The organism is Nonomuraea zeae (genome assembly GCF_005889725.1).
Lineage (GTDB): Bacteria > Actinomycetota > Actinomycetes > Streptosporangiales > Streptosporangiaceae > Nonomuraea > Nonomuraea zeae.
The window spans coordinates 1-23,128 of sequence record NZ_VCKX01000198.1; the positions used below are offsets into that span (position 1 = coordinate 1).

General features: G+C 73.2%; 17 protein-coding genes and 1 pseudogene. 6 read left to right on the top strand and 12 right to left on the bottom strand.

Annotated features, from left to right (window positions below; translation table 11 throughout):
- Window positions 1-106 precede the first annotated feature (106 nt).
- A complete protein-coding gene (locus ETD85_RS42495) occupies window positions 107-2,809 on the bottom strand; it encodes a PEP/pyruvate-binding domain-containing protein (RefSeq protein WP_138695509.1) in 2,703 nt (900 codons plus the stop codon).
- A gap of 600 nt (window positions 2,810-3,409) precedes the next feature.
- Between ETD85_RS42495 and ETD85_RS67360 the strand changes: the two are divergent.
- A pseudogene (locus tag ETD85_RS67360) lies at window positions 3,410-4,204 on the top strand (MFS transporter); the annotation flags it as partial.
- 14 nt (window positions 4,205-4,218) lie between these two features.
- Here the strand turns inward: ETD85_RS67360 and ETD85_RS42505 are convergent.
- From ETD85_RS42505 to ETD85_RS42540, 8 genes are all read right to left on the bottom strand, one after another.
- On the bottom strand, window positions 4,219-5,730 hold the full coding sequence (locus tag ETD85_RS42505) for an MFS transporter (RefSeq protein WP_138695511.1): 1,512 nt from the start codon (window positions 5,728-5,730) through the stop codon (window positions 4,219-4,221).
- 35 nt (window positions 5,731-5,765) lie between these two features.
- A complete protein-coding gene (locus ETD85_RS42510; protein ID WP_138695512.1) occupies window positions 5,766-8,600 on the bottom strand; it encodes an AfsR/SARP family transcriptional regulator in 2,835 nt (944 codons plus the stop codon).
- 7 nt (window positions 8,601-8,607) lie between these two features.
- Window positions 8,608-9,354 carry an isocitrate lyase/PEP mutase family protein gene (locus ETD85_RS42515; RefSeq protein WP_138695513.1) on the bottom strand — a complete coding sequence of 249 codons (747 nt, stop codon included), beginning with the start codon at window positions 9,352-9,354 and terminating at the stop codon, window positions 8,608-8,610.
- The gene (locus ETD85_RS42520; protein WP_138695514.1) at window positions 9,351-10,166 is read right to left on the bottom strand and encodes a cytochrome P450 family protein; all 816 of its coding nucleotides are present in this window, start codon (window positions 10,164-10,166) and stop codon (window positions 9,351-9,353) included. Before ETD85_RS42520 ends, ETD85_RS42515 begins: the two co-directional genes overlap by 4 nt.
- A 45-nt stretch (window positions 10,167-10,211) precedes the next feature.
- On the bottom strand, window positions 10,212-10,898 hold the full coding sequence (locus ETD85_RS42525; protein ID WP_138695515.1) for a DUF998 domain-containing protein: 687 nt from the start codon (window positions 10,896-10,898) through the stop codon (window positions 10,212-10,214).
- Entirely contained in the window at window positions 10,895-12,106 is a 1,212-nt protein-coding gene (locus ETD85_RS42530) for a glycosyltransferase (protein WP_138695516.1), read from the bottom strand. Before ETD85_RS42530 ends, ETD85_RS42525 begins: the two co-directional genes overlap by 4 nt.
- A 78-nt stretch (window positions 12,107-12,184) precedes the next feature.
- Complete coding sequence (locus tag ETD85_RS42535) at window positions 12,185-12,997, bottom strand: DMT family transporter (RefSeq protein WP_240779788.1); 813 nt, start codon at window positions 12,995-12,997, stop codon at window positions 12,185-12,187.
- Between the two features lie 36 nt (window positions 12,998-13,033).
- Window positions 13,034-13,651, bottom strand: a complete 618-nt coding sequence (locus ETD85_RS42540; RefSeq protein ID WP_138695517.1) for a DedA family protein — start codon at window positions 13,649-13,651, stop codon at window positions 13,034-13,036.
- A 391-nt stretch (window positions 13,652-14,042) separates the two neighbouring features.
- Here ETD85_RS42540 and ETD85_RS42545 point away from each other — a divergent pair, with 391 nt between their 5' ends.
- On the top strand, window positions 14,043-15,257 hold the full coding sequence (locus tag ETD85_RS42545; RefSeq protein WP_206059215.1) for a sensor histidine kinase: 1,215 nt from the start codon (window positions 14,043-14,045) through the stop codon (window positions 15,255-15,257).
- Window positions 15,250-16,242, top strand: a complete 993-nt coding sequence (locus tag ETD85_RS42550) for a hypothetical protein (RefSeq protein WP_138695518.1) — start codon at window positions 15,250-15,252, stop codon at window positions 16,240-16,242. The genes ETD85_RS42545 and ETD85_RS42550 overlap by 8 nt, the downstream gene beginning before the upstream one ends.
- Here ETD85_RS42550 and ETD85_RS42555 read toward each other — a convergent pair.
- The 3 genes from ETD85_RS42555 to ETD85_RS42565 form a co-directional block, all read right to left on the bottom strand.
- Entirely contained in the window at window positions 16,150-16,791 is a 642-nt protein-coding gene (locus ETD85_RS42555) for a VC0807 family protein (protein ID WP_138695519.1), read from the bottom strand. The genes ETD85_RS42550 and ETD85_RS42555 overlap by 93 nt on opposite strands.
- Window positions 16,792-17,005: 214 nt before the next feature.
- Entirely contained in the window at window positions 17,006-17,659 is a 654-nt protein-coding gene (gene leuE / locus ETD85_RS42560) for a leucine efflux protein LeuE (protein ID WP_138695520.1), read from the bottom strand.
- Window positions 17,660-17,708: 49 nt separating this feature from the next.
- Window positions 17,709-18,905, bottom strand: a complete 1,197-nt coding sequence (locus ETD85_RS42565; RefSeq protein ID WP_206059216.1) for a serine hydrolase domain-containing protein — start codon at window positions 18,903-18,905, stop codon at window positions 17,709-17,711.
- A gap of 108 nt (window positions 18,906-19,013) precedes the next feature.
- On the opposite strand from ETD85_RS42565, the gene ETD85_RS42570 reads away from it, so the two are divergent.
- The 3 genes from ETD85_RS42570 to ETD85_RS42580 all read left to right on the top strand — a co-directional run.
- Window positions 19,014-20,405: a selenium-binding protein SBP56-related protein gene (locus ETD85_RS42570; RefSeq protein ID WP_138695522.1), complete on the top strand. Its 1,392-nt coding sequence runs from the start codon at window positions 19,014-19,016 to the stop codon at window positions 20,403-20,405.
- Window positions 20,402-21,001 (top strand): hypothetical protein, encoded by a 600-nt coding sequence (locus ETD85_RS42575; RefSeq protein ID WP_138695523.1) that lies wholly within the window; start codon window positions 20,402-20,404, stop codon window positions 20,999-21,001. Before ETD85_RS42570 ends, ETD85_RS42575 begins: the two co-directional genes overlap by 4 nt.
- A 211-nt stretch (window positions 21,002-21,212) precedes the next feature.
- Window positions 21,213-23,128 (top strand): AfsR/SARP family transcriptional regulator (locus ETD85_RS42580; RefSeq protein ID WP_138695524.1); only part of this gene is annotated, 1,916 nt, incomplete at its 3' end.

Consider the following 23,128-nt stretch of genomic DNA (forward strand, 5'->3'; position numbering starts at 1 on the left):
CCCTGAAGGTCTTGTGTCCGGCCACCCTGTGTCCGGCTGGCCCTCGGCCTGGTCGGGCTCTGCCCGGGTCAGGCCCCTGAACGCCCGGCCTGCGGCTTGCCGGAGGTCAGGCGACGGGTGCGTTCCGCTGGCTCGACGACGTCATGCCGGTGTCCGCCGTGTGGTCCGCCGTGTGGTCCGCCGTGTGGTCCGCTGCGGCGTCCGCCGTGTCGTCCTCGATGGTCACGATGCCTGACGTGCCGTCCACGGTGATCGTCTGGCCGGTCTGGACGCGGTCCGTCGCGTGCGGGGCGCCGACCACGGCCGGGATGCCGTACTCGCGGGCCACCACGGCGCCGTGCGAGTTCGGCCCGCCCATCTCCATGACCAGCCCGCCGGCCGTCAGGAACAGCGGGGTCCATCCGGGGTCGGTGGACGGGCACACCAGGATCTCGCCGGGCTCCAGCTTCGCGCCCACCGGGTCGAGCACCACCCGGGCGATCCCCGTGACCTGACCGGGCGACGCCGGGGAGCCGGTCAGCGCGCCATCGGCCTCGCCACCGGACGCCCCACCGGACGCCCCACCGGACGCCCCACCGGACGCCCCGCCTGACGCCACAGCCTCGGGCTCCGTGCCGTCGGACAGCAGGACCCTTGGCAGGTGCCGGCGCCGCAGCTCCCGCTCGTAGCGCTCGCGCCGCTCGGCGACCCGGCCGCGCAGGTCCGTGCCGGACTTGGCCTCCGCCAGCGTCACGAAGAACACGTCATCGGCCGCCGCCAGCAGCCCCTTCGCGGCCAGCTCCACGCCCACGCCGAGCAGCTGCGCCCGCAGCTCGGCGAAGATCTGCACGATCAGGAACTTCGGCAGCTCCCGCACCCCCACCAGCTCCCTGGCCCGTCCCAGCGCGAAGCGCACCAGCCGGCCGCGCAGCCCGCCGGCCCGCCTGGCCAGCTCCTCGATCATGGCCTCGGCCTCGGCCGCGCCCTTGGCGAAGAGCGCGTCGGGGGCCAGCGCCGGATCCTCCAGCCGCAGGTAGTTGGCGATCATGCCGATGACGTGCGTGGGGTCCTCCGACCAGCGGGGCAGGCCGAGGTCGATCTCGGCCACGGCGCGGTGGCCGTACACGCTGAGGAACTCCCGCACCGGGGCCGGCAGCGGCTCGCGGGCCAGCACGTCCGCGGGCTCGCTCAGGAAGCGGGCGGCCACCTCGGGGTCGCGCCGCAGCCGCTGCGCCAGCGCCCACAGCTCCAGGTCCATCTCCGTGGTCACGTTGCGGGGCACGCCGCGCAGCACGACCTGGAGGTCGGCCGGCGTGGCCCGCCCCTTCAGCAGCCGCGAGGCGAGCAGCAGCATGGGCGCCGCGCCCACGGCCACGGGGAAGATCCGCGGCGCGATCGGCACGACGTCCCTGACCAGCGCGGTAGCCACGTGATCGACCCGCTCGGCCACCGACGCGCCGGCCGGCGGGGCGAGCCTGGCGAGGTGCGCGGCGGCCTGGCGGCGCGCTCGCCGTTCGGCGCCCGCGGGATCGGCCAGCGCGCGCAGGAGCGTGATCGGCACCCGGTTCCTGGCCATGATCTTGAGCAGCCGGCGCGCGAACGGGGCCCAGGACGTCCGGGTGACGCTCAGCCGCGGGTCGTCGAACAGCCCGCGCAGGACCCGCGCCGACCTTGCCTCCATGAAGTCGAACACGCGGGGCACGATCGCCCGCCCGACCCGGCTGCGCAGCACGCCCGTGGCGTCGATGAACAGCCGTCCCGCCGACTCCGTGAACGCCGGCGCCCCGGCCAGCGGCGTGGCCACCGGGCTGCCGAACAGCTCCGACACCCCCGACGACATGGCCCGCGCCGCCGCCATGCCCATCGGCGTGAACGGCCTGAAGACGCCCTGGGCCACGCTGAAGCAGAAGTAGACGCGCAGCCCGTCGCGCCGCTCGTCCGGCAGCGGGAACAGCGTCGTGATGGGCCTGGCCTGGGTGAGCCAGAGCCGCCCTGAGGCGTCGAAGGCCCATTCGGTGTCCTGCGGCGCGCCGTACAGGGATTCGACCCGCGCGCCGAGCGCGGCCAGCTCGCGGAGCTGGGCGTCGGTGAGACACGCCGCCCCGGCGTCTACGTCGTTGCGGGTGACGTGCTCGACGCCGCCGCCCGGCAGGGACCGTACGGCCAGCCGCTTGTCGCCGAGCCGCCGCTCCAGCACCCGGCCCGTGTCCGGGTCCACGGTGAAGTGGTCGGGGTTGACCGCCCCCGAGACCACGGACTCGCCCAGCCCGGGGGCGGCGTCGATGACGGCCTGGTGGCGGCGGCCGGTGATCGGGTTCGCGGTGAACATGACGCCCGCCGTCGCCGACTGCACCATCTCCTGGACGACCACGGCCAGGCGGACCGAGCGGTGGTCGATGCCGTTCGAGTCGCGGTAGGCCACCGCGCGGTCGGTCCAGAGCGAGGCCCAGCAGCGCCGCACGGCGTCGAGCACGGCCTCGGGGCCCACCACGTTGAGGTAGGTGTCCTGCTGGCCGGCGAAGCTCGCGTACGGCAGGTCCTCGGCGGTGGCCGACGAGCGGACCGCGACCGGGCCCTCGGGCAGGGCGGCCACCACCGCGCGGGCGATGTCGCCGGGGATCGGGGTCTCGAGAATGTGCCGGCGGGCCCGCGCCGCGTCGGACACGTCGTCGAGCCCGGCGGCGATCCGGCGGTAGGCCTCCGTCGTGACGCAGAACCCCGGCGGGACCGGCAGCCCGGCCCTGGTGAGCACGCCGAGGTTGGCCGCCTTGCCGCCGACCTCGGCGAGCATCGAGCCCTCGATAGCAGCAAATTTCCGGATCACATCCATGTCCGCCTCCTGGCCTCGACGGTAAATCTCAACGGCGTTGAAGTCAACACTGAGTGAATTAAGTCATGTCGCCGCGGCGGCATAGGATGGGGGTTTGTCGCGTTTGACTGGTTCGAATGCGTTTTGATTGACCGCTCGGCGGCCGGCCACCTGCCGGTATCACCCCGGTCGAAGCCCACCACGACGGTGCGCTCCTATCGGGAGACGGCTCCGTCATGACCTGGACGGAGACCCTTGAGGTCCTACCTCGACGTGCTGGCCACGCCCGGCGCCTGGCGCTTCCTCGCTCCCGCGCTGGTGGCCCGGCTGCCGTTCGCGATGACCCAGATGGGCATCCTGCTGCTGGTCCAGTGGTCCACCGGCGCGTACGGCCCGGCCGGCGTCGCCGCCGCGGCGGCCGCGATCTCGCAGGCGATCGTCGGCCCCAGAACCGGCCGCCTGGCCGACCGGCACGGGCAGGCCAAGGTGCTGCTGCCGCAGGTGAGCGTGCACGCGCTGGCCTTGGGCGGCCTGCTCGCCCTGGCCGCCGCCCACGCGGGGGCGCCCCTGCTGGTGGCCGTGGCCGCGCTGGCCGGGGCGTCGAGCCCGCAGGTGGGCGCCATGGTCAGGGCCCGCTGGGCGCACCGGCTCGGCGGGACGCGCCGGCTGAACACGGCGTTCGCGGTGGAGTCGGTGACCGACGAGCTGACGTTCACGCTGGCGCCCGTGCTGCTGGTGGGCCTGTCCACGGCGTACTCGCCGGTCGTGGCGCTGCTGGTCGCGCTCGTGCTGATCGTGGCGGGCACCGTGACGTTCGCTGCGGTCAGGACGGGCGCGCCCGAGCCGTCGCCGATCCGGCTCACCTCGGCGGGCGGCGTGCTGCGGCTGCGCGGCGTGGGGCCGCTGGCGGTGGCGTTCCTGGCGATGGGGTCGGTCTTCGGCAGCCTCCAGGTGGGCGTCACCTCGCTCACCGCCGCCCTCGGCGCGCCCGCCGCCGCGGGCCCGGTCTACGGCGTGTTCTCGGGGGCGAGCATGCTCGGCGGGCTGCTCTACGGCGCCGCCCGCTGGCGCGTGCCCGCGCGCTCCCGGCTGGTGGCCGGCCTGGCCCTGCTCGCCGTCGCGACCAGCGTGCTCACTCTGGCCGGCTCGATCCCCTTCCTGTACGGCGCCGCCGCCCTGGCCGGCCTGGTGATCGCCCCCGTGGTGATCACCGGCTACACCCTCATCGACGGGCTGGTCCGCGCCGAGGTCAGGACCGAGGCGTTCACCTGGCTGAACGGGGCCATCGGGCTCGGCATGGCGGCGGGCGCCGCGACGGCTGGGCAGCTCGTGGACCACGTGGGCCCCTCCCTGGCCTTCGTGGTCGCCCCGCTGACGACGGGCCTGGCCGCCATGGTGGTGCTGAGCAGGATCCGCAGCCTGCGCCCGGATCAGGAGTGCGCCCGCGCCAGCACCTCCTCGGGGATGACCTTCGGCACGCCGCGCAGCCCCACCAGCGCGAGCAGCGCCACCACGGCCAGCAGGCCCGCCGTGACGAACGACGTGAGGTGAACGCCCTCGATGAAGGCGGCCTGCGCCGACCGCATGAGCTGCCCGGCCTGCTCGGGCGGCAGCCCGGCGGCCACGCCCACGGCACCGGCGATCGACTCCTGCGCGGCCTCGCCGGACACCCCGGCGGGAAGCACCAGGTTCGCCCGGTAGGCACTGTTCAGCACGGTGCCGAGGATCGCGATGCCGAGCGCCCCGCCCAGCTCGAACGCCGTCTCCGACACGGCCGCCGCCGCCCCGGCGCGCTGCACGGGCGCGGTGGCGAGCACGTTGTCGTTGTTGACGGTGAAGGCGAACCCGACGCCGGCGCCGCCGATCACCATGGCGGGCAGCAGGGTGAGGTAGTTCAGCTCGGTCCCGAGCGTGGTGTAGAAGAGGAACGAGCCCGCGTTCATGGCCAGGCCCAGCGCGACCACGCCGTTCCGGCCGAGCGGGCCGATGAGCCGGGCGGCCAGGATCCCGCCCACCGCGCCGCACAGGCCGCCGGGGAGCTGGGCCAGCCCCGCCTGGAGCGGTGACCAGCCGAGCACGAGCTGGAGATACCAGGCGAACATCAGCATCATGGCCGACATCGCGAAGATCGCCAGCAGGTTCGTGAGGATGGAGGCGCTGAAGGCCCTCCTGGCGAACAGCCGGACGTCGATCAGGGGCTCGGCCAGCCGCGTCTGCCGCCAGACGAACAACGCCAGCAGCGCCACCCCGCCCACACCCGCCACCAGGACGTCGGCGTGCTCGACGCCCTTGTGCGCGGCCTCCTTGACGGCGTAGACGACCGTCACGACACCGGCGAAGGACAGGACGACGCTGGGCAGGTCCAGCCGGCCCGCGTCCGGGTTGCGCGACTCGGGCAGCACCAGGATCCCGCCGGCCAGGACCAGCGCCATGATCGGCACGTTGATCAGGAAGACCGAGCCCCACCAGAAGTGGTCGAGCAGCACGCCCCCGACGACCGGGCCCACGGCGAAGCCGGCCGCGCTCATCCCGCTCCAGATGCCGACCGCCGCGGTCCGCTCGCCCGGATCGGTGAACACGTTGCGGATGATCGACAGGGTGGACGGCATGATCGTGGCGCCGGCCACGCCGAGCAGCGCCCTGGCCGCGATGAGCAGCTCGGCGCTGGGCGCGTACGCGGTCACGACCGAGGCCGCGCCGAACGCGGCCGCGCCGATCAGGAGCAGCCGCTTGCGCCCGATGCGGTCACCCAGGTTGCCCATGGTGACGAGCAGGCCGGCCAGCGCGAAGCCGTAGATGTCGCCGATCCACAGCAGCTGCGTGGAGTTGGCGCCGAGATCGGTCACCAGGCTGGGCAGGGCCAGATGCAGGACCGTGAGGTCGAGCGAGAGGAGGAGGGTGGCCAGGCACGCGATGGCCAGGCTGGACCATTTGTTCTTCATGCCGTCCACTGTCGGGAAGGCGGCTGACGGATGGCCTACCGTCCGCTGACCGTCCGGCTGAGCTCGGCGAGCGCGGCGTCGATGCGGACGCGGATCTCCCTGGTGCTGTACCAGTCGTCCGGGCACTCGTCGCGGGCCCGGGTCAGCAAGGAGCGGGCCTCGTCCAGGTCGCCGCGGGACAGCGCCACCACGCCCATGCCGCAATGCGCCCAGGCCAGGATCTCCACCGAGCCGTTCCTGCGTGACAGCTCGGCGGCGAGCACGTACTCGGCCTGCGCGCCCGCCGTGTCGGCCAGGCCGAACAGCGCGTCGCCGCGCCGGCACAGGTTCTCCGCGATCTCCGTGTTGGCGTCCAGCTCGCGCGCCAGCGCCACCGCCTCGTCAGCCAGCGCGTACGCGGCGGTGTAGTCGCCCTGCTCCTGGTTCAGCGAGCCGAGCCCGGACAGCACCAGCGCGGTGCCCCAGCGCTCTCCGATGGCCTTGAACGCGGCCCTGCTCAGCTCGAACTGGGCCACCGCCTCGTCGACGCGGCCCATGACCTGGAGCACGAACGCCGCGCCGCTGTAGGACAGCGCCCGCGGCCAGGGCGGCAGGGCACTGGCCAGCGTCATGAGCGCGCCGTAGGTCTCCTCGAAGTTGCTGGGCGGCCCCGTGAGCATGGACAGGAGCATCATCAGGAACTCCACCCGCACGGGCAGGTACGTGACGGGCAGGAGCTCGCGCACCTCCGCCAGCCGCTCGCGCACCTGGTCGTCGATGCGCCCGGTCCAGGCGGTGATGAGCACGCACATGGCGAACTCCTCCTCCAGCCCCTCGAACCGGGTGGCGCCGAGCGCGGCCAGCAGCTCGGTGGCCAGGCTCGCGCTGGTGACGCGGTGGCCGCGCATCCACCAGTAGCAGGCGCTGTAGGCCAGCAGCCGCAGCCCCAGCTCCAGCCGCCGCGACTCGGTGGCCCAGCGGGCCGCCGCGCTGAGGTCGTCGCTCTCCTCGTCGAGCCGGGCCAGCCACTCCAGCTGCTCGCGGGTGCGCAGCAGCGGATCGGCCTTGACGACCAGGTCGAGGTAGTAGTCGGCGTGCGCGTCGCGCAGCTCGGCCACCTCGCCCGCCTCCGCGAGCCGCTCCGCGCAGTACGCCTTGATCGTCTCCAGCATCCGGTAACGGCCGTCGACGTACTCCACCAGCGACTTCTCCGCCAGCGAGAACAGCACCTCCTCCGGCAGCCCGCACACCCGCTCGGCCGCCTCGGGCCGCGCCCCGCCCACGAACACCGACAGCCGCCTGGCCAGCCGCTGCTCGCTCTCGTCGAGCAGGTCCCAGCTCCAGGCGACGACCGCGCGCAGCGTCTGGTGCCGGGGCAGCGCCGTACGGCTGCCGCGCGCCAGCAGCCTGAACCGGTCGTCCAGCCGGGCCGCGATGTCCGAGACCGACAGCGTACGCAGCCGGGCCGCCGCCAGCTCGATGCCCAGGGGGAGCCCGTCGAGCGCCCGGCAGATGCGCACGACCTGCGCCGCGTTGTCCGCGTCCACGGTGAAGCCGTGCCGCACCGCGGCGGCCCGGTCGGCGAACAGCTGGACGGCCGGGTAGTCCAGCGGGTCGTCCGCGTCGGGCGGCGGCAGCCGCAGCGGCGACACCGGCAGGATCGACTCCCCGGTGATGCCCAGGGCCTCGCGCCCGGTCACCAGCACGCGCAGCCCGGGGCAGGCGGCCAGCAGCAGGTCCGCCAGCTCGGCCGTGGCGGCCACGAGGTGCTCGCAGTTGTCCAGCACCAGCAGCAGGCTGCGATCGGCCAGCGCGGTGAGCAGCCTGGTGCCCGGGTCCACGACCGGGCGGCCGGAATGGTGCAGCGTCGCGTCGCGGATGTCGAGCGCGGCCAGCACGGCCCTGGCCACGTCGGCGCCGTCGGTGACCGGGGCGAGCGGCACGAAGCACACGTCGCCGGTGGCGCGCTCGGCCGCCTCGGTCGCCAGCCGGGTCTTGCCCGCGCCGCCCGGCCCGATCAGCGTGACCAGCCGGCTCGCGCGCAGCCGCTCGCCCAGCTGATCGAGCTCGCCGGCCCGGCCCACGAAGCTGGTGAGCTGGGCGCGCACCCCCTGCCTGGGCGAGCGCCGCGCGGCGGGGGCTCCGGCCGGCAGGGGCGTGCCGAGCGCCGGATCGGCCCTGAGCACGGCCAGGTGCGCCGCCGCCAGCTCGGCCCCCGGCTCGACGCCGAGCTCGTCGTCCAGCAGCTTCCTGGCCTCGTCGTAGACGGTCAGCGCCTCGGCCTGGCGGCCGCTGCCGTACAGGGCCCGCATGAGCTGGGCGCGCAGCCGCTCGCGCAGCGGATGTGCGGCGGCGAGCTGGCTCAGCTCGGCGACCAGCTCGCGGTGCCTGCCCAGGTCGAGGTCCGCCTGGAGACGGTCCTCGGTGGCGGTCAGCTGCAGCTCCGCCAGCGCCGTCGCGGCGGCCTCGGCGTGCGGGGCGTCGGCCAGCGGCGCGCCCCGCCACAGCTCCAGTGCCTCGCGGAGGAGCGTGGCCGCCTGTCCGGGGTCGCCGCCCGCCAGGGCCTGCCGGCCCGCCTGTGCGAGCATCTCGAACCTGCGCGCGTCCACGTCCTGCGGGTCGGCGACCAGCCGGTATCCGGCGGGGTGGAACTCCACCAGGTCCCTGCCCAGCGCCCGGCGCAGCCTGGACACCTGCGACTGGAGCGCGTTGGCGACGCCCTCGGGGGGCCTGGGGCCGTACATGCCGTCCACGAGCTGCTCCGCGCTGACGACGCGGCCCGCGTGCAGGGCGAGCAGCGTCAGCAGGGCACGCACTCGGGGGCCCCCGAGCGCGACCGGCTCGCCGTCCCCGCCCAGCGCGTTGGTGGGCCCGAGGATCTGGAAGCGCATGTCTCGATTATCGTGGCTGCGGCAGCATCGCGGTTATTTCGGCGTATGTCGGCGCCGGCGGCGCTTCCTCCCCGCGGGCGGCCAGCACCGCCGCCAGGGCTCCCTGGAGCGAGGCCCGGTAGAGCAGCGAGCCGGTGCTCACCCTGGCCACCCCGGCCGCGGCGAGCTGCGCGAGCGTCGGGCCGGCCGGCTGGTAGAGGACGTTGAGCGGCAGCGTCGTGCGCGCGGCGATCTCGGCGATCTCCTCCAGGTCGCTCAGCCCGGGTACGAAGATCCCGTCCGCGTGCCCGTACGCGCTCACCCGCTCGCGCGTGTCACCCGTCTTGAGCCAGCACGTGTCCGTACGGGCGTTGACGAACACGCCGTGGCCCTTGGCCGCCTCGATGATCCGCTGGTGCAGCTCCACCGGGCGCAGCGTGCCGTCGGGCCGGCCGTCCTCCAGGTTCACGCCTGCCACGCCGAGTGCGGCCAGGCTCGCGACCAGGTCCGACACCTCGGCGGGGTCGTCGCTGAAGCCGCCTTCGATGTCCACCGTGACCAGGACGCCGAGGCCGCTGATCGCCTCGGCCAGCTCGATGGTCTCCGCCCTGGTCGCGCCGGCCGCGTCCGGCTTGCCGTGCACGGCGGCCACGCCGAGGCTGGTCGTGCCGATCGCCGGGAAGCCGTGCGCGGCCAGGACGGCGGCGGAGCCGTAGTCCCAGGCGTTGGGCAGCAGCAGCGGGTCGCCGGGGCGGTGCAGGTCGCCGAAGCTCATCGGGCTCCTCCGCCGAGCAGCGCGTCGAGCACGCCCGCGGCCAGCGCGAGCGCGTGGGCGGGCGCGGGGCAGGGCCGTACGCCGGAGCCGAAGGTCAGATGCGGGCTCCTGCCGCGTGCCGGGTCGAAGCGCGCGGGGTCCTGGAACACCTCGGGGTCGCGGTTGGCGGCCACCAGGTCGATCGTCACCTCGTCGCCGGTCAGCGTGTCGAGCCTGCGCGTCGCCTTGAGCGGCGGATCCTGCCTGAGCGTCTCCTCCAGCAGCGCCTCGGCGTCGTCGCCGGGCTCGGCATGCTTGAGGGCGGTCTCGATGAGCCCCTCCACGGCGGCGTGACCCTGGAGCAGCAGCGTGATCGCGGGAAGGTCGGCCAGCTCGATCAGTGTCGTGACGGCGGCGTCGGCCTCCCGGCTCTCCTCGCCGGACAGGTATCCGGCCGCGGCCGCGGGCACGGCTGCGGTGTCCGGCACGCCCAGCGCGGCTCCGAGCACGGCAGTCGGCACGCCGCGCCAGTCGCCGCCGCGCTCCTCGGTCATGGCTCTGGCGGCGGGCCTCAGCCCGGCCGGGTCGATGGCGGCCAGCCGCTCGGTCAGCAGCCGCCGCCGCTCGGCGTGCGCCTGCCCGGTGCTGAACCTGGACACCTGGGCGCGGAGCCAGGCGAGCGTTCCCTCCTGGCCGTCCTGGCGTACGGGAGGTGGCACGTATCTGGTGTCGGCGAGCACCGCCACGGCCTCCGCGTGCCGCGTGATCCGCCGCGCGGTCTGCCCTGTGGTCTGCCCTGCGATCTGTCCCGTTGTCTGCCCCGTTGTCTGCATGGCCTCACGCTAGAACGCGGTCCCTTCGCCGGCGGTCGAAGTGTGTCAGGCGGCGAGTCGTTCCTGCTGCTCGGGCTGTGACCCGTCCGCGGCGGGCACCTCCTGCGGGGCCGTCCCGGCCCGCACGGCCGGGCGTCGCTCGGTGGCGGCCAGCGCCATGGTGGTCAGCAGCACCATCTCGGCCAGCACCACGGCGCGCTCCAGCAGCCCGTAGTAGGCCGCGCCGCCGATCAGCGGCGAGGTGAGGGTGGCCGGGTGCGCCGCCAGGTAGGCGGCCAGCGTCATCGCGCAGGCCACGCTCATGGCCTTGACCGTGTTCCACCTGGGCGCCGCCGCGCGGCCCCGGGCCAGGGCCCAGCCGGCGACCGGCAGCGAGGTGAAGACGACCGCCGCCGACCAGCGGTGGATCTCGCCGGACAGCGAGCCGATCTGCGACGAGCCGGGATCGGTGGGGAAGATCGCGCTCATCATCAGCCCCGCCGCCCCGGCCAGCAGCAGCACCCTGGTGGCCGCGGTGCGGGCCGGGTCGTTGGCCGCCAGGCCGTACGCGAGACTCAGGCACGCCCCCGCCAGCGCCAGCATCCCGATCAGCACGGGCGGCAGCCCGCCCGACACCAGCGCGTAGTCGCTGAGCAGCGGTTGCGCGGGCAGTGTGACCTGCGCGTAGGCGAGGGCGCACGCGGACACCACCGTGCCGGCGACGGTGCCCCAGACGCTCTGCCATGGGGTCATCGAGCCACCTCATCGTAGATCCGCTCGAACCGGGCGAGCGAGGACTGGTCGTCGTGGGTCAGCGCCAGCTCCCTGCTGGCCCGGCCGAGCCTGGTCCGCAGGTCGTCGTCGGCGAGGATCTCCGTCAGGTGCCTGGCCAGCGAGACCACGTCGCCCGGCGGGAACAGGTAGCCGTTGCCGGACACCAGGTGCGGCAGCGCCATCGCGTCCGCGGCCACGACGGGCAGCCCCGTCGCCATGGCCTCCAGGGTGGCGATGCTCTGCAGCTCGGCGACGCCCGGCATGGCGAACACGTCGGCGGCGGCGTACGCCTGGGGCATGTTCTCGTCGGCCACGAAGCCGAGGAAGAACACGCGGTCGCCCACCCCGATGCGCCTGGCCAGCCGCTCCAGGTCCGCCCGCTGGTTGCCCTTGCCGACGAACGCCACCTGCGCGTCGGTCTCGTTGAGCACCATCGGCAGCGCGCGGACCACCTCGTCCAGGCGCTTCTCCTCGTCCAGGCGGCCGACGAACAGGATCGTGGGCCGGTCGGGCAGGTCGAACATCTTGCGCGCCCATGCCTTGGGCTCGGCGTGCGGGTGGAACCTGGTCAGGTCGATCCCGCAGGAGACCGCTTCCACCTCCCGGGCGAAGCCCTGCTCGGCCAGGAGCCTGGCGGCCAACGGGGTGGGCGTGGTGATGTGCTGGGCCCGGTTGAAGATCCGGCCGAAGTCGCGCCAGGCCAGGCGGCCCGCCTTGGCCCGCAGGCGGTCGGGGATGTGTCCGAACTGGAAGAGGTTGTCGGGCATGAAGTGGTTGGTGGCCACGATGGGCACGCCGGCGCGGCGGGCGGCGGAGATGGCGGCCCGGCCGACGACGAAGTGGCCCTGCGTGTGCAGCACGTCGGGCGCGATGCCGGCGACCAGCCGGTCCAGCCTGGTCGGCACGGTGACCCTCATGGTCGGGTGGACCAGCAGGGGAGCCGAGCGCAGCCGGTGCACGACCACGCCGTCCACGACGTCGGCGCTGGCGGGGCCCAGGTCGGACTGGCAGACGACGTGCACCTCGTTGCCGCGCGCGGCCAGGCCGGTGGCCAGGCGGTGGGTGAAGTAGGCGGCGCCGTTCACGTCGGGGGGATAGGTGTCGGACGAGATCAGGATCCGGCGGGGCCGCTCGGGGGCGGGGGCCAGGGTGGCTTGGTCGGAAACGGTATGCAGGGGCATGGCCATGACGGTGACTCCGATTTCACAAGGGGACTCGGCCGGAGGAGGGCCGGAAGAAAGAGCGCAGAAGAAGAACAGGAGACATCAGGCAGGGTCGCGGTGGGCCTCCATCGGGCTGGTCCGCGCCAGGGCGACGGTGCCCGCGGCGGTCAGGGCCGCCGCCGCGATCGGGGCGATCCCGGTCGGCAGCGGCTCGCCGAGCAGCAGCGCGCCGAACGCCACGGCCGTCAGCGGGTCGGCGATCTGGAGCGAGGCGAACGAGACGCCGAAGTGGCCGACGGCGTACGCGCGCTGGAGCATCATCAGCGCCAGCAGCGCGGGGATCGGCAGCGCCAGCAGGTACCACCAGTTCCACGTGCCGTCCACCAGCACGCGCACGAGCGTGGCCGTCGCGCCGTACAGCACGCCCGAGCTGGTCGCCAGCAGCGCCGCCCGGCCCGCGGGCGAGACCGCCTTCGAGCCGGCCCACAGCAGCACGGCCGCGACGCCGGAGACGCCGAGCAGCGTGAGCACGCCGTCCGGGCCGAGGTAGGTGGGACCGTCGGACTCGGGGACCAGCAGCACGAGGCCGATCAGCCCGGCCGCGACCACCCCGGCCGCCGCCAGCTCCCGCCGCGACGGCTTGCGGCCGTGCAGCGTGGCGGCGATGGGCAGGGCGAACAGCAGGCTGGCCACGCCCATCGGCTGGACGACGGTGAGCGGGCCGAGCCCCAGGGCGACGATGTGCAGGCCGCCACCCGCCAGGATGGACACGCCCCCGAACACCCAGCGCGGCCTGCGCAGCAGGGCGAGCAGCCCCGGCTTCGCGGTGCCGACCGCCTCGAACTGCTGCAGAGCGGCCCCGAGCGCGAAGAACAGCGAACCGACCAGGGCGATCACCGCGGCCAGCACAGTCATGCGCACTCCTTTCAGACGGATGGTTGCCAGGCAGGGTCAAACGGACGTGTCCACGGGAAGGCGTTCTGGCGAAGCCTGGATGGCGCGTCGCTTCCTGGCCCATCGCATGATCTCGACGAGCGCGGTGATGGACAGGGCGATGCCCAGGCCGAGGAGCAGGCCCTTGATCGGGTCGTTCTCGAAGGCCATCCCGCCGAAGAAGCCGATCAGCCCGGAGTACACCGCCCACGAGCTCGCCGCGATCGCGTCGAAGAAGGTGAACGAGCGCAGCGGATACCGCACCGCGCCCATGGTCAGCGTGGTCGCGGTACGCCCGCCGGGGATGTACCTGGCCACCACGAGGACGAGGCCGCCCCGCTCCGCCAGGGCGCCGCGTGCCCAGACGAACGCCTTCTTGTCACGGAGCCGGCCTGCGGACTTGCTGCCGATCAGGTACGAGATGTGGTCACCCGCGAACGCGCCCAGAGCCGCGACCACGATCACCAGGGCCAGGTTCGTCTCGCCGGTCGCGGCGAAGACCGCGGCGGTGATCACTGACGTCTCGGCGGGCACGATCGGGAAGAACCCGTCGAGCAGCGCCAGGGCGAACAGCGCGGCATAGAGCCAGGGAGACGACATCACCTGCTGGATCAGGTCGAGGATGGCGTGCGACATGAGCGTGTACTCCGATCTTTAGGGCACTCACACAGCGTGTCGGCGTCCGGGGCCGGGGGACATCGGGGATGCCCCCGGTCGAACGCGGGCCCTTCCCCGGATACGGGTCAGGGCCAGTACCCCATGAAGGTAGAAACTCCGCAGGTCACGGCACATCGGACGATCGGCAGGCACCACCCCCTACTTTCGTCAGGGGCAGGGCCGCGACCTCCGGGTGACACCATCGATCAAACCGGTTCGGGCCGCGCGACACAGGAGTGGAAGTAGGCGCTTTCGGGGTGGGGTTAGCTCTACCGCGACGGTGCCCCGCGCCCCACCCCGACTTTCGTCAGGTCCGGGGCTGGACTTCCGGCGGAGTACGCGGTCCGGTTCGCCCGCTACCGTCGGTGCGGTGAAGCATCTGCGCCGGTTGCGCCGGGAAAGCCGCCGCCAAGTGGTCTACGACGTGCTGCTCTGGGCCCTGCTGTGCGTCTTCACCGCGGCCATGGGGCCCGATCCCGTCCAGGATCCCGCCGCCTTCGGCATGGTGACCGTGCCCAGACTGGCGCTGGACACGGTGGCCGTGCTGGTCGGCCGGCCCTGGCCGCTGGCGGCACTCGTGCTGCTGGTGCCGCTGGGGCCGTGGCGCTTCGGCGACGGGTTCGCGACCGTGGACCTGAGCTGGCTGCTGCCGCGGCGCGACGTCAAGATCCTCCCGCTGCTGGCCACGTCGCCGTTCATCATCTGGTACGCCTACCTGACCGGGCGGCGGATGGCCAAGGTCTGGCCGGCCCTGCTGGCGTTCTGCCTGATCATGATCGTCGGCGTGGGCGTGGTGCTGGCCAGGGGCGGCGATCTGGGCCTGTGGGTGTCCATGAGCACCGGGCTGACCGGCACGTACCTGGTGCCGTACCTGTTCGGGATGCTGCGCCGCAAGCTGCTGCAGCAGCGGCGGCAGGCCAGGCTGTCGGCCGAGGCGCAGGCGAGGCTGCGCGAGCGGGCCAGGATCGCGCGGGACATGCACGACTCGCTCGGCCACGACCTGGCCCTGATCGCGGTCCGGGCGGCCGGGCTGGAGGTGGCCCAGGGGCTCGCCCCCGCGCAGGCGAAGGCCGCGGGGGAGCTGCGGGTCGCGGCGGCCGACGCCACCGAGCGGCTGCGCCACATCATCGGGCTGCTGCGTGAGGACGCCGACGCGCCGCCGCTGGCCCCGGTGGACGAGGACGTCACCGACCTGGTGCGGCGGGCGAAGGACTCGGGCATGCCGGTCACGCTGGAAGCGGCCCCCGGGCCGGTGCCCGCGCTGGCCCACGCCGTGGTGCAGGAGGGGCTCACGAACGCCGCCAAGCACGCGCCGGGCGCGGCCGTGGCGGTCTCGCTCTCGCCGCACCGCGTCAGCGTGCGCAACGGGCCGCCGCGCTCCCGCCCCACCGCATCGCCCGGCGGCCTGGGCCTGGCGGGCCTGCGCGAGCGGGCCCGCCTCGCGGGCGGCACGCTGACCGCAGGCCCGGTGGGCGACGGGTACGAGCTGGCCGTCACCACCCCCATCCCCCCTGAGGGGGAGGAGGATCCCCATGCCTCGGGAGGCGGCCGGCCGCCGGGCCCGCGACGCTCGGAGCATGACTGAGCAGAGAGCAGGAACAGGCCGCGTCACCGCCGTGATCATCGCGGTCGCCGCCATGCTGCCCTATCTCACCTTGAAGATCCTCTGGCTGACAGGCAGCTCCATCGGCGTCGCCGACCCGGAGCTGATGAGCGATCCGGCGATGGTCGGGCTCAACGCGATGACCTTCGGCATGGACGCCGTGGGGCTGGTGCTGGCGCCGGCGTTCGCCACGCGGTGGGGGCTGCGGCTGCCCGCCTGGCTCGTGCTGCTGCCGCTGTGGGTGGGCACGGGCCTGCTGTCGGTGGTGGTCGCCACGGCTCCGGTGGCGGTGGCGGCGGGCGGGGCCGCGGTGTTCAGCGGCGGCCCCATCGCGCCGTGGGTCTACCTGATGGTCTACGGCGGGTTCGTCGGGCAGGGCTGCGGACTCATCGCGGCCTTCGCCCTCTACTCCCGGGAGCGCTGGCCCGCCGTCTTCACCACCCGGCTCGACCTGCCCTTCACCAGCGCGACCAGGCCGTTGCAGGAGGTCGTGGCGTGGGGCGCGCTGCTGGTGGCGGGGGCGGCCGGGGCGGTCAGGCTCTCCTGGACGGTGTCCGAGCCGTTCGCCGCCGCCCTCCAGGACGGGTTCAAGGGCCTGCTCGCCATCGCGGGTGCGGTCGCGCTGCTCGCCCTGGTCAGGCGGCGGGCGGGCGGCCCGTTCTGGCGGCCGCTCGTGCTGGCCTGGCTCGGCTCCGGCACGCTGTTCGGCTGGGGCCTCTACGCGATGATCGTCAGGTCGGCCGGCGGGCCGCTCGGCGCGGGAGCCGGTGGCGTCACGGACTTCGTGGAGCTGTTCGGCCTGCTGGCCGGGCTGGTCATGGGGATGTGCGGGGCGTTCCTGCTCGTCGAGCGATCACGAGCGGTCCCGGACGTCTCAGGCGTGGGAGACGTGCAGCCGCTGCAGGACGCGCTTGAAGGCGAAGATCGAGAACGCGATCGCCAGACCGCTGATCACGGCCACCGCTGACGTGCGCAGCACCATGAACGCGCCGAGCGAGCCGGCCAGCGACTCGTAGACCGCCAGCACGATGCTCAGGGTCGAGTTGGCCAGCAGCACGAACGCCCACAGCAGGGTGATCCTGGCGAAGAACCTGCGCACCCGCTCGTGCTTGAGCACCGCCGACGGCAGGTGGATGTAGTCGAGCGTGAGCTTCTGCACGAGCGGCTTGTTCAGCCGGACGGAGGCCAGGAAGACCATGCTGATGCAGATCGTGCCCATCTCGGGTTGGATGAAGAACCACATCCAGGTGCCGGTCCAGAAGCCGACCAGAGCTCGGACGGTGATCGCGAACGCTGCCAGGTACATCGTGGCGGGCACCTTGACCCGCCTGACCAGCCGCCAGGCCACCCCGAGGTAGACCCAGGAGACGGTGGCGACGAGCGCGCCCTTGAAGCCGAGCACCATCATGGCCAGGTAGAACACCGCCAGCGGTGCGACCACGCCTTCGAGCAGCCTGGGAGCCGCCTGCCGGGCGAGGGCGGTGAGGCGTGGGAGGGTTACCGGAGGATGATTCAAGGCTGCTCCGCAGATAGGCCGACGATCAGCGTCTACCCGGGGTTCGGGGGACAAGGCATTCCGGATGGACCGGTCGCTGTAACCAGATCGACCTCACCCGGGTCCCGGGAAGCACGCCGGTGGCCTACCGTACCCGAGGAGGCGGAGTGCGACTGCCTCTTTTGACACGTTCCATCTGGTCCTCACGAAACCAGCAGGGCCTTGATGCCTGGTTTCATCCGAGTGACGTGGTGGCGAGCTTGGCGCCGAAGCCCAGGAAGACGGCGCCGACGCCCGAGGTCAGCCCGGCGCTGAGCCGCTTGTGCCGGCGGAACTGCGCGGCCAGGAAAGTGCCGCCGAAGATCAGGGCCGTCAGGTAGAGAAAGCTGAAGATCTGGATGACCGCGCCCAGGATGAGGAACGACAGGGCGGGCGCGGGGTAGGCCGGGTCCACGAACTGGATGAAGAACGAGACGAAGAACAGGATCGCCTTCGGGTTGAGCAGGCTGATCGTCAGCGCCTTGCGGAACGGGCGCTGCTGGCGTTCGAGGGTCACGGCCGACTCCTCCGGCACGGCGAACCTGGTACGCCAGGCCCGCCAGGCGCCCCTGATCATCTGGAAGCCGATCCACGCCAGGTACGCGGCGCCGGCGTACTTGACGATCGTGAACAGCAGCGGGTTCGAGCGGAGCAGGGACGCGGCTCCCGCGGCGGCCAGGAACATCAGCACGCTGTCGCCGACGAAGACGCCCGCCGCGGCCCGGTAGCCCCGGCGGACGCCGTGCTGGGCGGCGAAGCTCAGCACGTAGAGAGAGTTGGGGCCGGGCAGGAGGATGATCAGGAAGGCGCCGATCACGTAGGCCCAGAAGTCGGTGATACCGAAGAACATGCCGCTTGCTCCCGAGGAAGAACTGGTGACATGTCACGGTATCGCGTGATTAGTCGCCTGGTGCGAGCCATATTCCGCCGTACACCTGCTGATAGCCGAGCGCCCGGTACGTGGCGTCCACCAGGGCCTGCCCGCGCGGGTTGACGCCGAGCCCCGGGCCCTGCTTGTTCATCGTGTAGCCGAACGCCAGCCGCGCGGCCGGATCGCAGAACCCCACGGATCCTCCCATCCCGGCGTGCCCGAAAGCGGTCCCCGACATCAGCACGCCCTCGCTGTCGGCGGGCGGCAGGTACCGGTTGTCCATCGACCTCGTGAAGCCCAGCGCCCACCGGGTGGGCACGAGCAGCACCGCGTCCGCGCCGGCCGAGGTGGTCAGCGACATGGCCGCCAGATGCTCGGGGGTGAACAGCTCGCCGCCGCCGAGCGACAGCGGCCGGTACAGGCCGGCCAGCCCCCGCGCGTTCGTGATCCCCCCGACGGCCCCGGACTCGGCGGCGTGCGCCGCCCGGCTGTCGGACTCGCCGAGCGCCATGTAGCCGCCCTCGTGGGCCAGCAGCAGTGCCGGGATGGACGCGGGATCCGTGAACGCCTTGACGTAGAACGCGGGCGGCGCCTCGGGCGGGTCGGCCGGGATCGTCGGCGCGACCCTGCCTTCCTGCTCCTCCGGCAGCCCCAGCCAGAACTCCAGCCCGAGCGGCTCGGCCACCTCCTCGCGGAAGAACGTGCCGAGCGAGCGCCCGCTGATCCGCCGGACGACCTCGCCGACCAGGTAGCCGAAGGTCAGCGCGTGGTAGCCGTGCCGGGTGCCCGGCTCCCAGAACGGCTCCTCGCCCGCCAGCCTGTCGGCCATCAGCTTCCAGTCGTAGAAGGCGCCGGGCGGCAGCGGCTCGCGCAGCGCGGGCAGCCCGGCCTGGTGCGAGAGCAGGTGCCGGACGAGCGTGCCGCCCTTGCCGTGGGCGCCGTACTCGGGCCAGTAGCGCACCACAGGTGCGTCGAGGTCGAGCTCGCCGCGCGCGGCGAGCACATGGGCGCAGATCGCCGTCGCGCCCTTGGTGCACGACCAGACGTGCCCGATCGTGTCCCGCTCCCACGGGCGGCCGGGCGCGGCCTGGCCGCCCCAGAGATCCACGAGGACCTCGCCGTCGAGGATCACGCACACCGACGCGCCCACTTCGCCGCGGCCGGCGAGGTTGGCCTCGAACTCCTCCGCGACCTGGGAGAACCGCGGATCACACGTGCCTTGCACCGTCATTTCCTGAATTCATCACGAATAGGGGTGCGTGTAAACCGGCGGCAGGCGTCCGGGTGATCAATACCTATTGACCGTGTAGGGAATCGGTCTATATCTGGAAAGATGACTCTCTGGACACCCGACCCCACGTTCTATCCCTCTCCCAGGGACGCGGCCGGCGCTCCCTCCGAGAAAATCGCCTACGTCGCCGCCTTCGACCGGGCCGCCGAGCGGCCGGACGCGCTGGCCGTGCTCGACACCGACCCCTCCTCCTCCGCCTACGGCACGGTGATCGGCTGGACCGACCTGCCGAACACCGGCGACGAGCTGCACCACTTCGGGTGGAACGCCTGCAGCAGCGCCCTGTGCCCCAACGCGCCGCACCCGCACGTCGAGCGCCGCTACCTCGTCGTGCCCGGCCTGCGCTCCTCGCGCATCCACATCTACGACACCAAGGACCGGGTCAGCCCCGAGCTGGTCAAGGTCGTCGAGGCGGAGGCGCTGGCCGCCCGGGCCGGCTACTCGCGCCCGCACACCGTCCACTGCGGCCCCGACGGCCTGTACGTCTCCGCGGTCGGCGGCGCCGACGGCCGCGACGGCCCCGGAGGCATCGCGGTGCTCGACCACACCTCGTTCGAGGTCGTCGGGCAGTGGGAGGTGGACAGGGGGCCCCAGTACCTGGCCTACGACTTCTGGTGGCACATCAACCAGGACGTCCTGATCACCTCGGAGTGGGGCACGCCGTCGATGATCGAGGACGGAGTGGTCGGGGAGCTGCTGCTCGGCCGCAAATACGGCCACAAGCTGCACTTCTGGGACCTCCGCAAGCGGACGCACCTCCAGGAGGTCGATCTGGGCGACGAGTACCAGATGCCGCTGGAGCTCCGCCCCGCCCACGACCCGACCCGCCTGTACGGGTTCGTCGGCGTGGTCACCAGCGTCGAGGACCTCTCGGCCTCGGTCTGGCTCTGGTTCCACGAGGACGGCCGCTGGCAGGCGCGCAAGGTCATCTCCATCCCGGCCGAGCCGGCCGCGGCCGACCTCCTCCCGCCGCTCCTCCAGCCGTTCGGCGCGGTGCCGCCCCTGGTGACCGACATCGCGCTCTCGGTGGACGACCAGCGCCTGTACGTCTCCTGCTGGGGCACCGGCGAGATCAAGCAGTACGACGTGTCGGATCCGTACGAGCCGGTGGAGCTGGGCTCGCTGCGCGTCGGCGGGATCGTCCGGCGGACCCCGCACCCGGCCGACCCGGGGTTCGTCCCGCGCGGTGGCCCGCAGATGGTCGAGGTGAGCCGCGACGGCCGCCGCGTCTACCTGACCAACTCCCTGTACGGCTCCTGGGACGACCAGTTCTACCCCGAGGGCGTCGGCGCCTGGATGGCCAAGATCGACGCGGACTCGTTCACCTTCGACTCCCGGTTCTTCCCGCACGGCGACGACTTCCGCGGCCTGCGCCCCCACCAGGTGCGCCTCCAGGGCGGCGACGCCTCCTCCGACTCCTACTGCTACCCGTGACCCTTGCCACGGTGCTCCTGCTGGGCGCCTTCCACGGTCTCAACCCGGCCATGGGCTGGCTCTTCGCCGTGGCCCGCGGCCTTCAGGAGCGCAGCATCGACCGGCTGCTCCAGTCGATACCGATGATCGCCCTCGGCCACCTGGCCTCGGTGGCCCTGGTGGCGCTCGTCGTGGCCGCCACCGGCTCCCTGGTCACCGGGACCGTGCTCTCGGTGACCTGCGGGGTGGTGCTGGTGGGGTTCGGCCTGTGGCGGCTGCTGTCGTCCAGGCACTTCCGGTGGGTGGGGATGCGGCTGTCGCTGTGGCAGCTGGCCGGCTGGTCGTTCCTGATGTCCTCGGCGCACGGCGCGGGGCTGATGCTACTGCCGGTGTTCACCGGGCTGAGCGCGGAGGGTCACGCGGGGCACGCCGTGTCCGGCGGGCTGGGGGTGGCGGCGTACCACACGCTGGCCATGTTCCTGGTGGCCGGTGGGATCGCGGTGATCGTGTACAAGGTGGCCGGGCTGGCCGTGCTCCGGCGGGCCTGGTTCAACGTGGATCGGATGTGGGCGGTGGCGCTGCTCGGCGCGGGCGTCATCACCCTCGTGCAGGTCTGAGACTTCTTGCCGGGAAGGAGGCGTACGCTCTTTACCCTTAATTCCTATTGGTTTACTATGAATTTGGTGAGCCTGCCTGCGAGTGCTGGGGCTGGCGGCGCTGGCTGTCACGTGGGCTCGCCGCGTCAGGTGAGTGCGCGGTCCGCATGGCTAGGGGTGGTCGTGCGGACCGTGCCGCCGGTGGGAGGCCGGGCAGGGCAGGATGTGACATGTGCGGATATCCATCCTGGGGCCGATGGAGGTCGAGGGCGACGGCGGGCCGGTCGCGGTCGGCGGCTTCCGGCTGCGGGCACTGCTGGGCGTGCTGGCGGTCGACGCCGGGCGCACTGTCACGACCGAGCGGCTGATCGACGCCCTGTGGCCGGACGCGCCGCCCGTCAACGCCGCCAACGCGCTGCAGACGCTGGTCAGGCGGTTGCGGGTGGCGCTGAGACCGCACGAGGTGGTGCAGAGCAGGCCCGGCGGCTACGCGCTCGCCGTGCCGGCCGACTCCGTGGACGCGTTGCTGTTTCGCCGGCTGGTGCGGACGCCGGACGGGGTGGACCGGGCGCTGGCGCTCTGGCGCGGGCGGGCGCTGGCCGACCTGACCGCCGTGCAGCCGCTCGCGAACGTGGCGGCGGCGCTGGAGGAGGAGCGGCTGTCCGCCGTGGAGTCCCGAGCCGAGCTCAGGCTGACGGCGCCGGACAGGGCGCCCGCGAGAGCGTCCGGGCCGGTGCCCGCCGGAGCGCCCGCTGATCCGCCGGCGGACCTGGCCGCCGAGTTGCCGGTGGAGCTGCTGGCGGAGCTGGCCGCCAACCCGCTGCGCGAGCGGCTGGCCGCGCTGGCCATGCGCGCGCTCGCCGGGTCGGGGCGGCAGGCTGAGGCGCTGGAGCTGTTCGAGCGCACCCGCCGCAGGCTCGCTCGCGAGCTGGGCGTCGACCCGGGGCCCGAGCTGCGCGCCGCCCATCTGGCCGTCCTGTCCGGCGAGCCGCGACTCACCCGCGCGGGCGATCGGCAGGCTCCAGATGGGCAGCGTCTTGATGGGCAGCGTCTTGATGGGCAGCGTCTTGATGGGCAGCGTCTCGATCGGCAGGGCGAGAACGGGCACGGCCGCGACGGGCGAGTTCGGGGGGCGCGCGGCAACGTGCGGCCGCCGCGCACCAGCTTCATCGGCCGCGAGGCCGAGCTGGGCCGGCTCACCGACCTGCTCGCCAGGACCAGGATCGTGACGCTGGTCGGCCCGGGCGGCGCGGGCAAGACCCGGCTGGCCACCGAGATGGCGCTCAAGAGCGACCTCGACGACGCGTGGCTGATCGAGCTGGCCCCGATCAGCGACCCGGCCGACGTCCCCGGCGCCGTGCGCGACGCGCTCGGGCTGCGCGACGAGCGCCCGGCCTACCACCGCCCCGAGGACGTCAAGGACCCGGTCGAGCAGGTGGCCGAGGCGCTCGCCGGCCGCCCGGCGCTGCTCGTCCTGGACAACTGCGAGCACCTCGTCAACGCCGCCGCCGTGCTGGCCGAGCGGCTGCTGACCGAGTGCCCGGCGCTCAGGGTGCTGGCCACCAGCAGGGAGCCGCTGAGCCTGCCGGGCGAGCACCTGGCCCCCGTCCCGCCGCTCGAACCGCCGCCCGCCGGCGCGAATCCGGAGCAGGCCGGCGGCTACCCGTCGGTCCGGCTGCTGCTCGACCGGGCCGCCGCCGCGAGCCCGCGCTTCACGCTGGACGACACGAACGTGGCGGCGGTGGTGTCCCTGTGCCGCAGGCTGGACGGCATGCCGCTGGCCATCGAGCTGGCGGCGGCGCGCCTGCGCACCATGACTCCTCAGCAGCTCGCCGACCGGATCGGCGACAGGTTCGAGCTGCTCACCGGCGGCAGCCGGACCGCCCTGCCGCGCCAGCAGACGCTCCGGGCGGTGGTGGAGTGGAGCTGGGACCTGCTCGACGAGCGGGAACGGGTGCTGGCGCGGCGGCTGGCCGTGTTCGCGGGCGGCGCGACGCTGGAGGCCGTGGAGTCGGTGTGCGGGAGCACGGCGGACGTGCTGGGCGCGCTGGCCGACAAGTCGCTGGTCCAGGTCTCGCCCGCGGGCCGCTACTCGATGCTGGAGACCATCCGCGCCTACGCGGCCGAGCGCCTGGAGGAGGCGGGGGA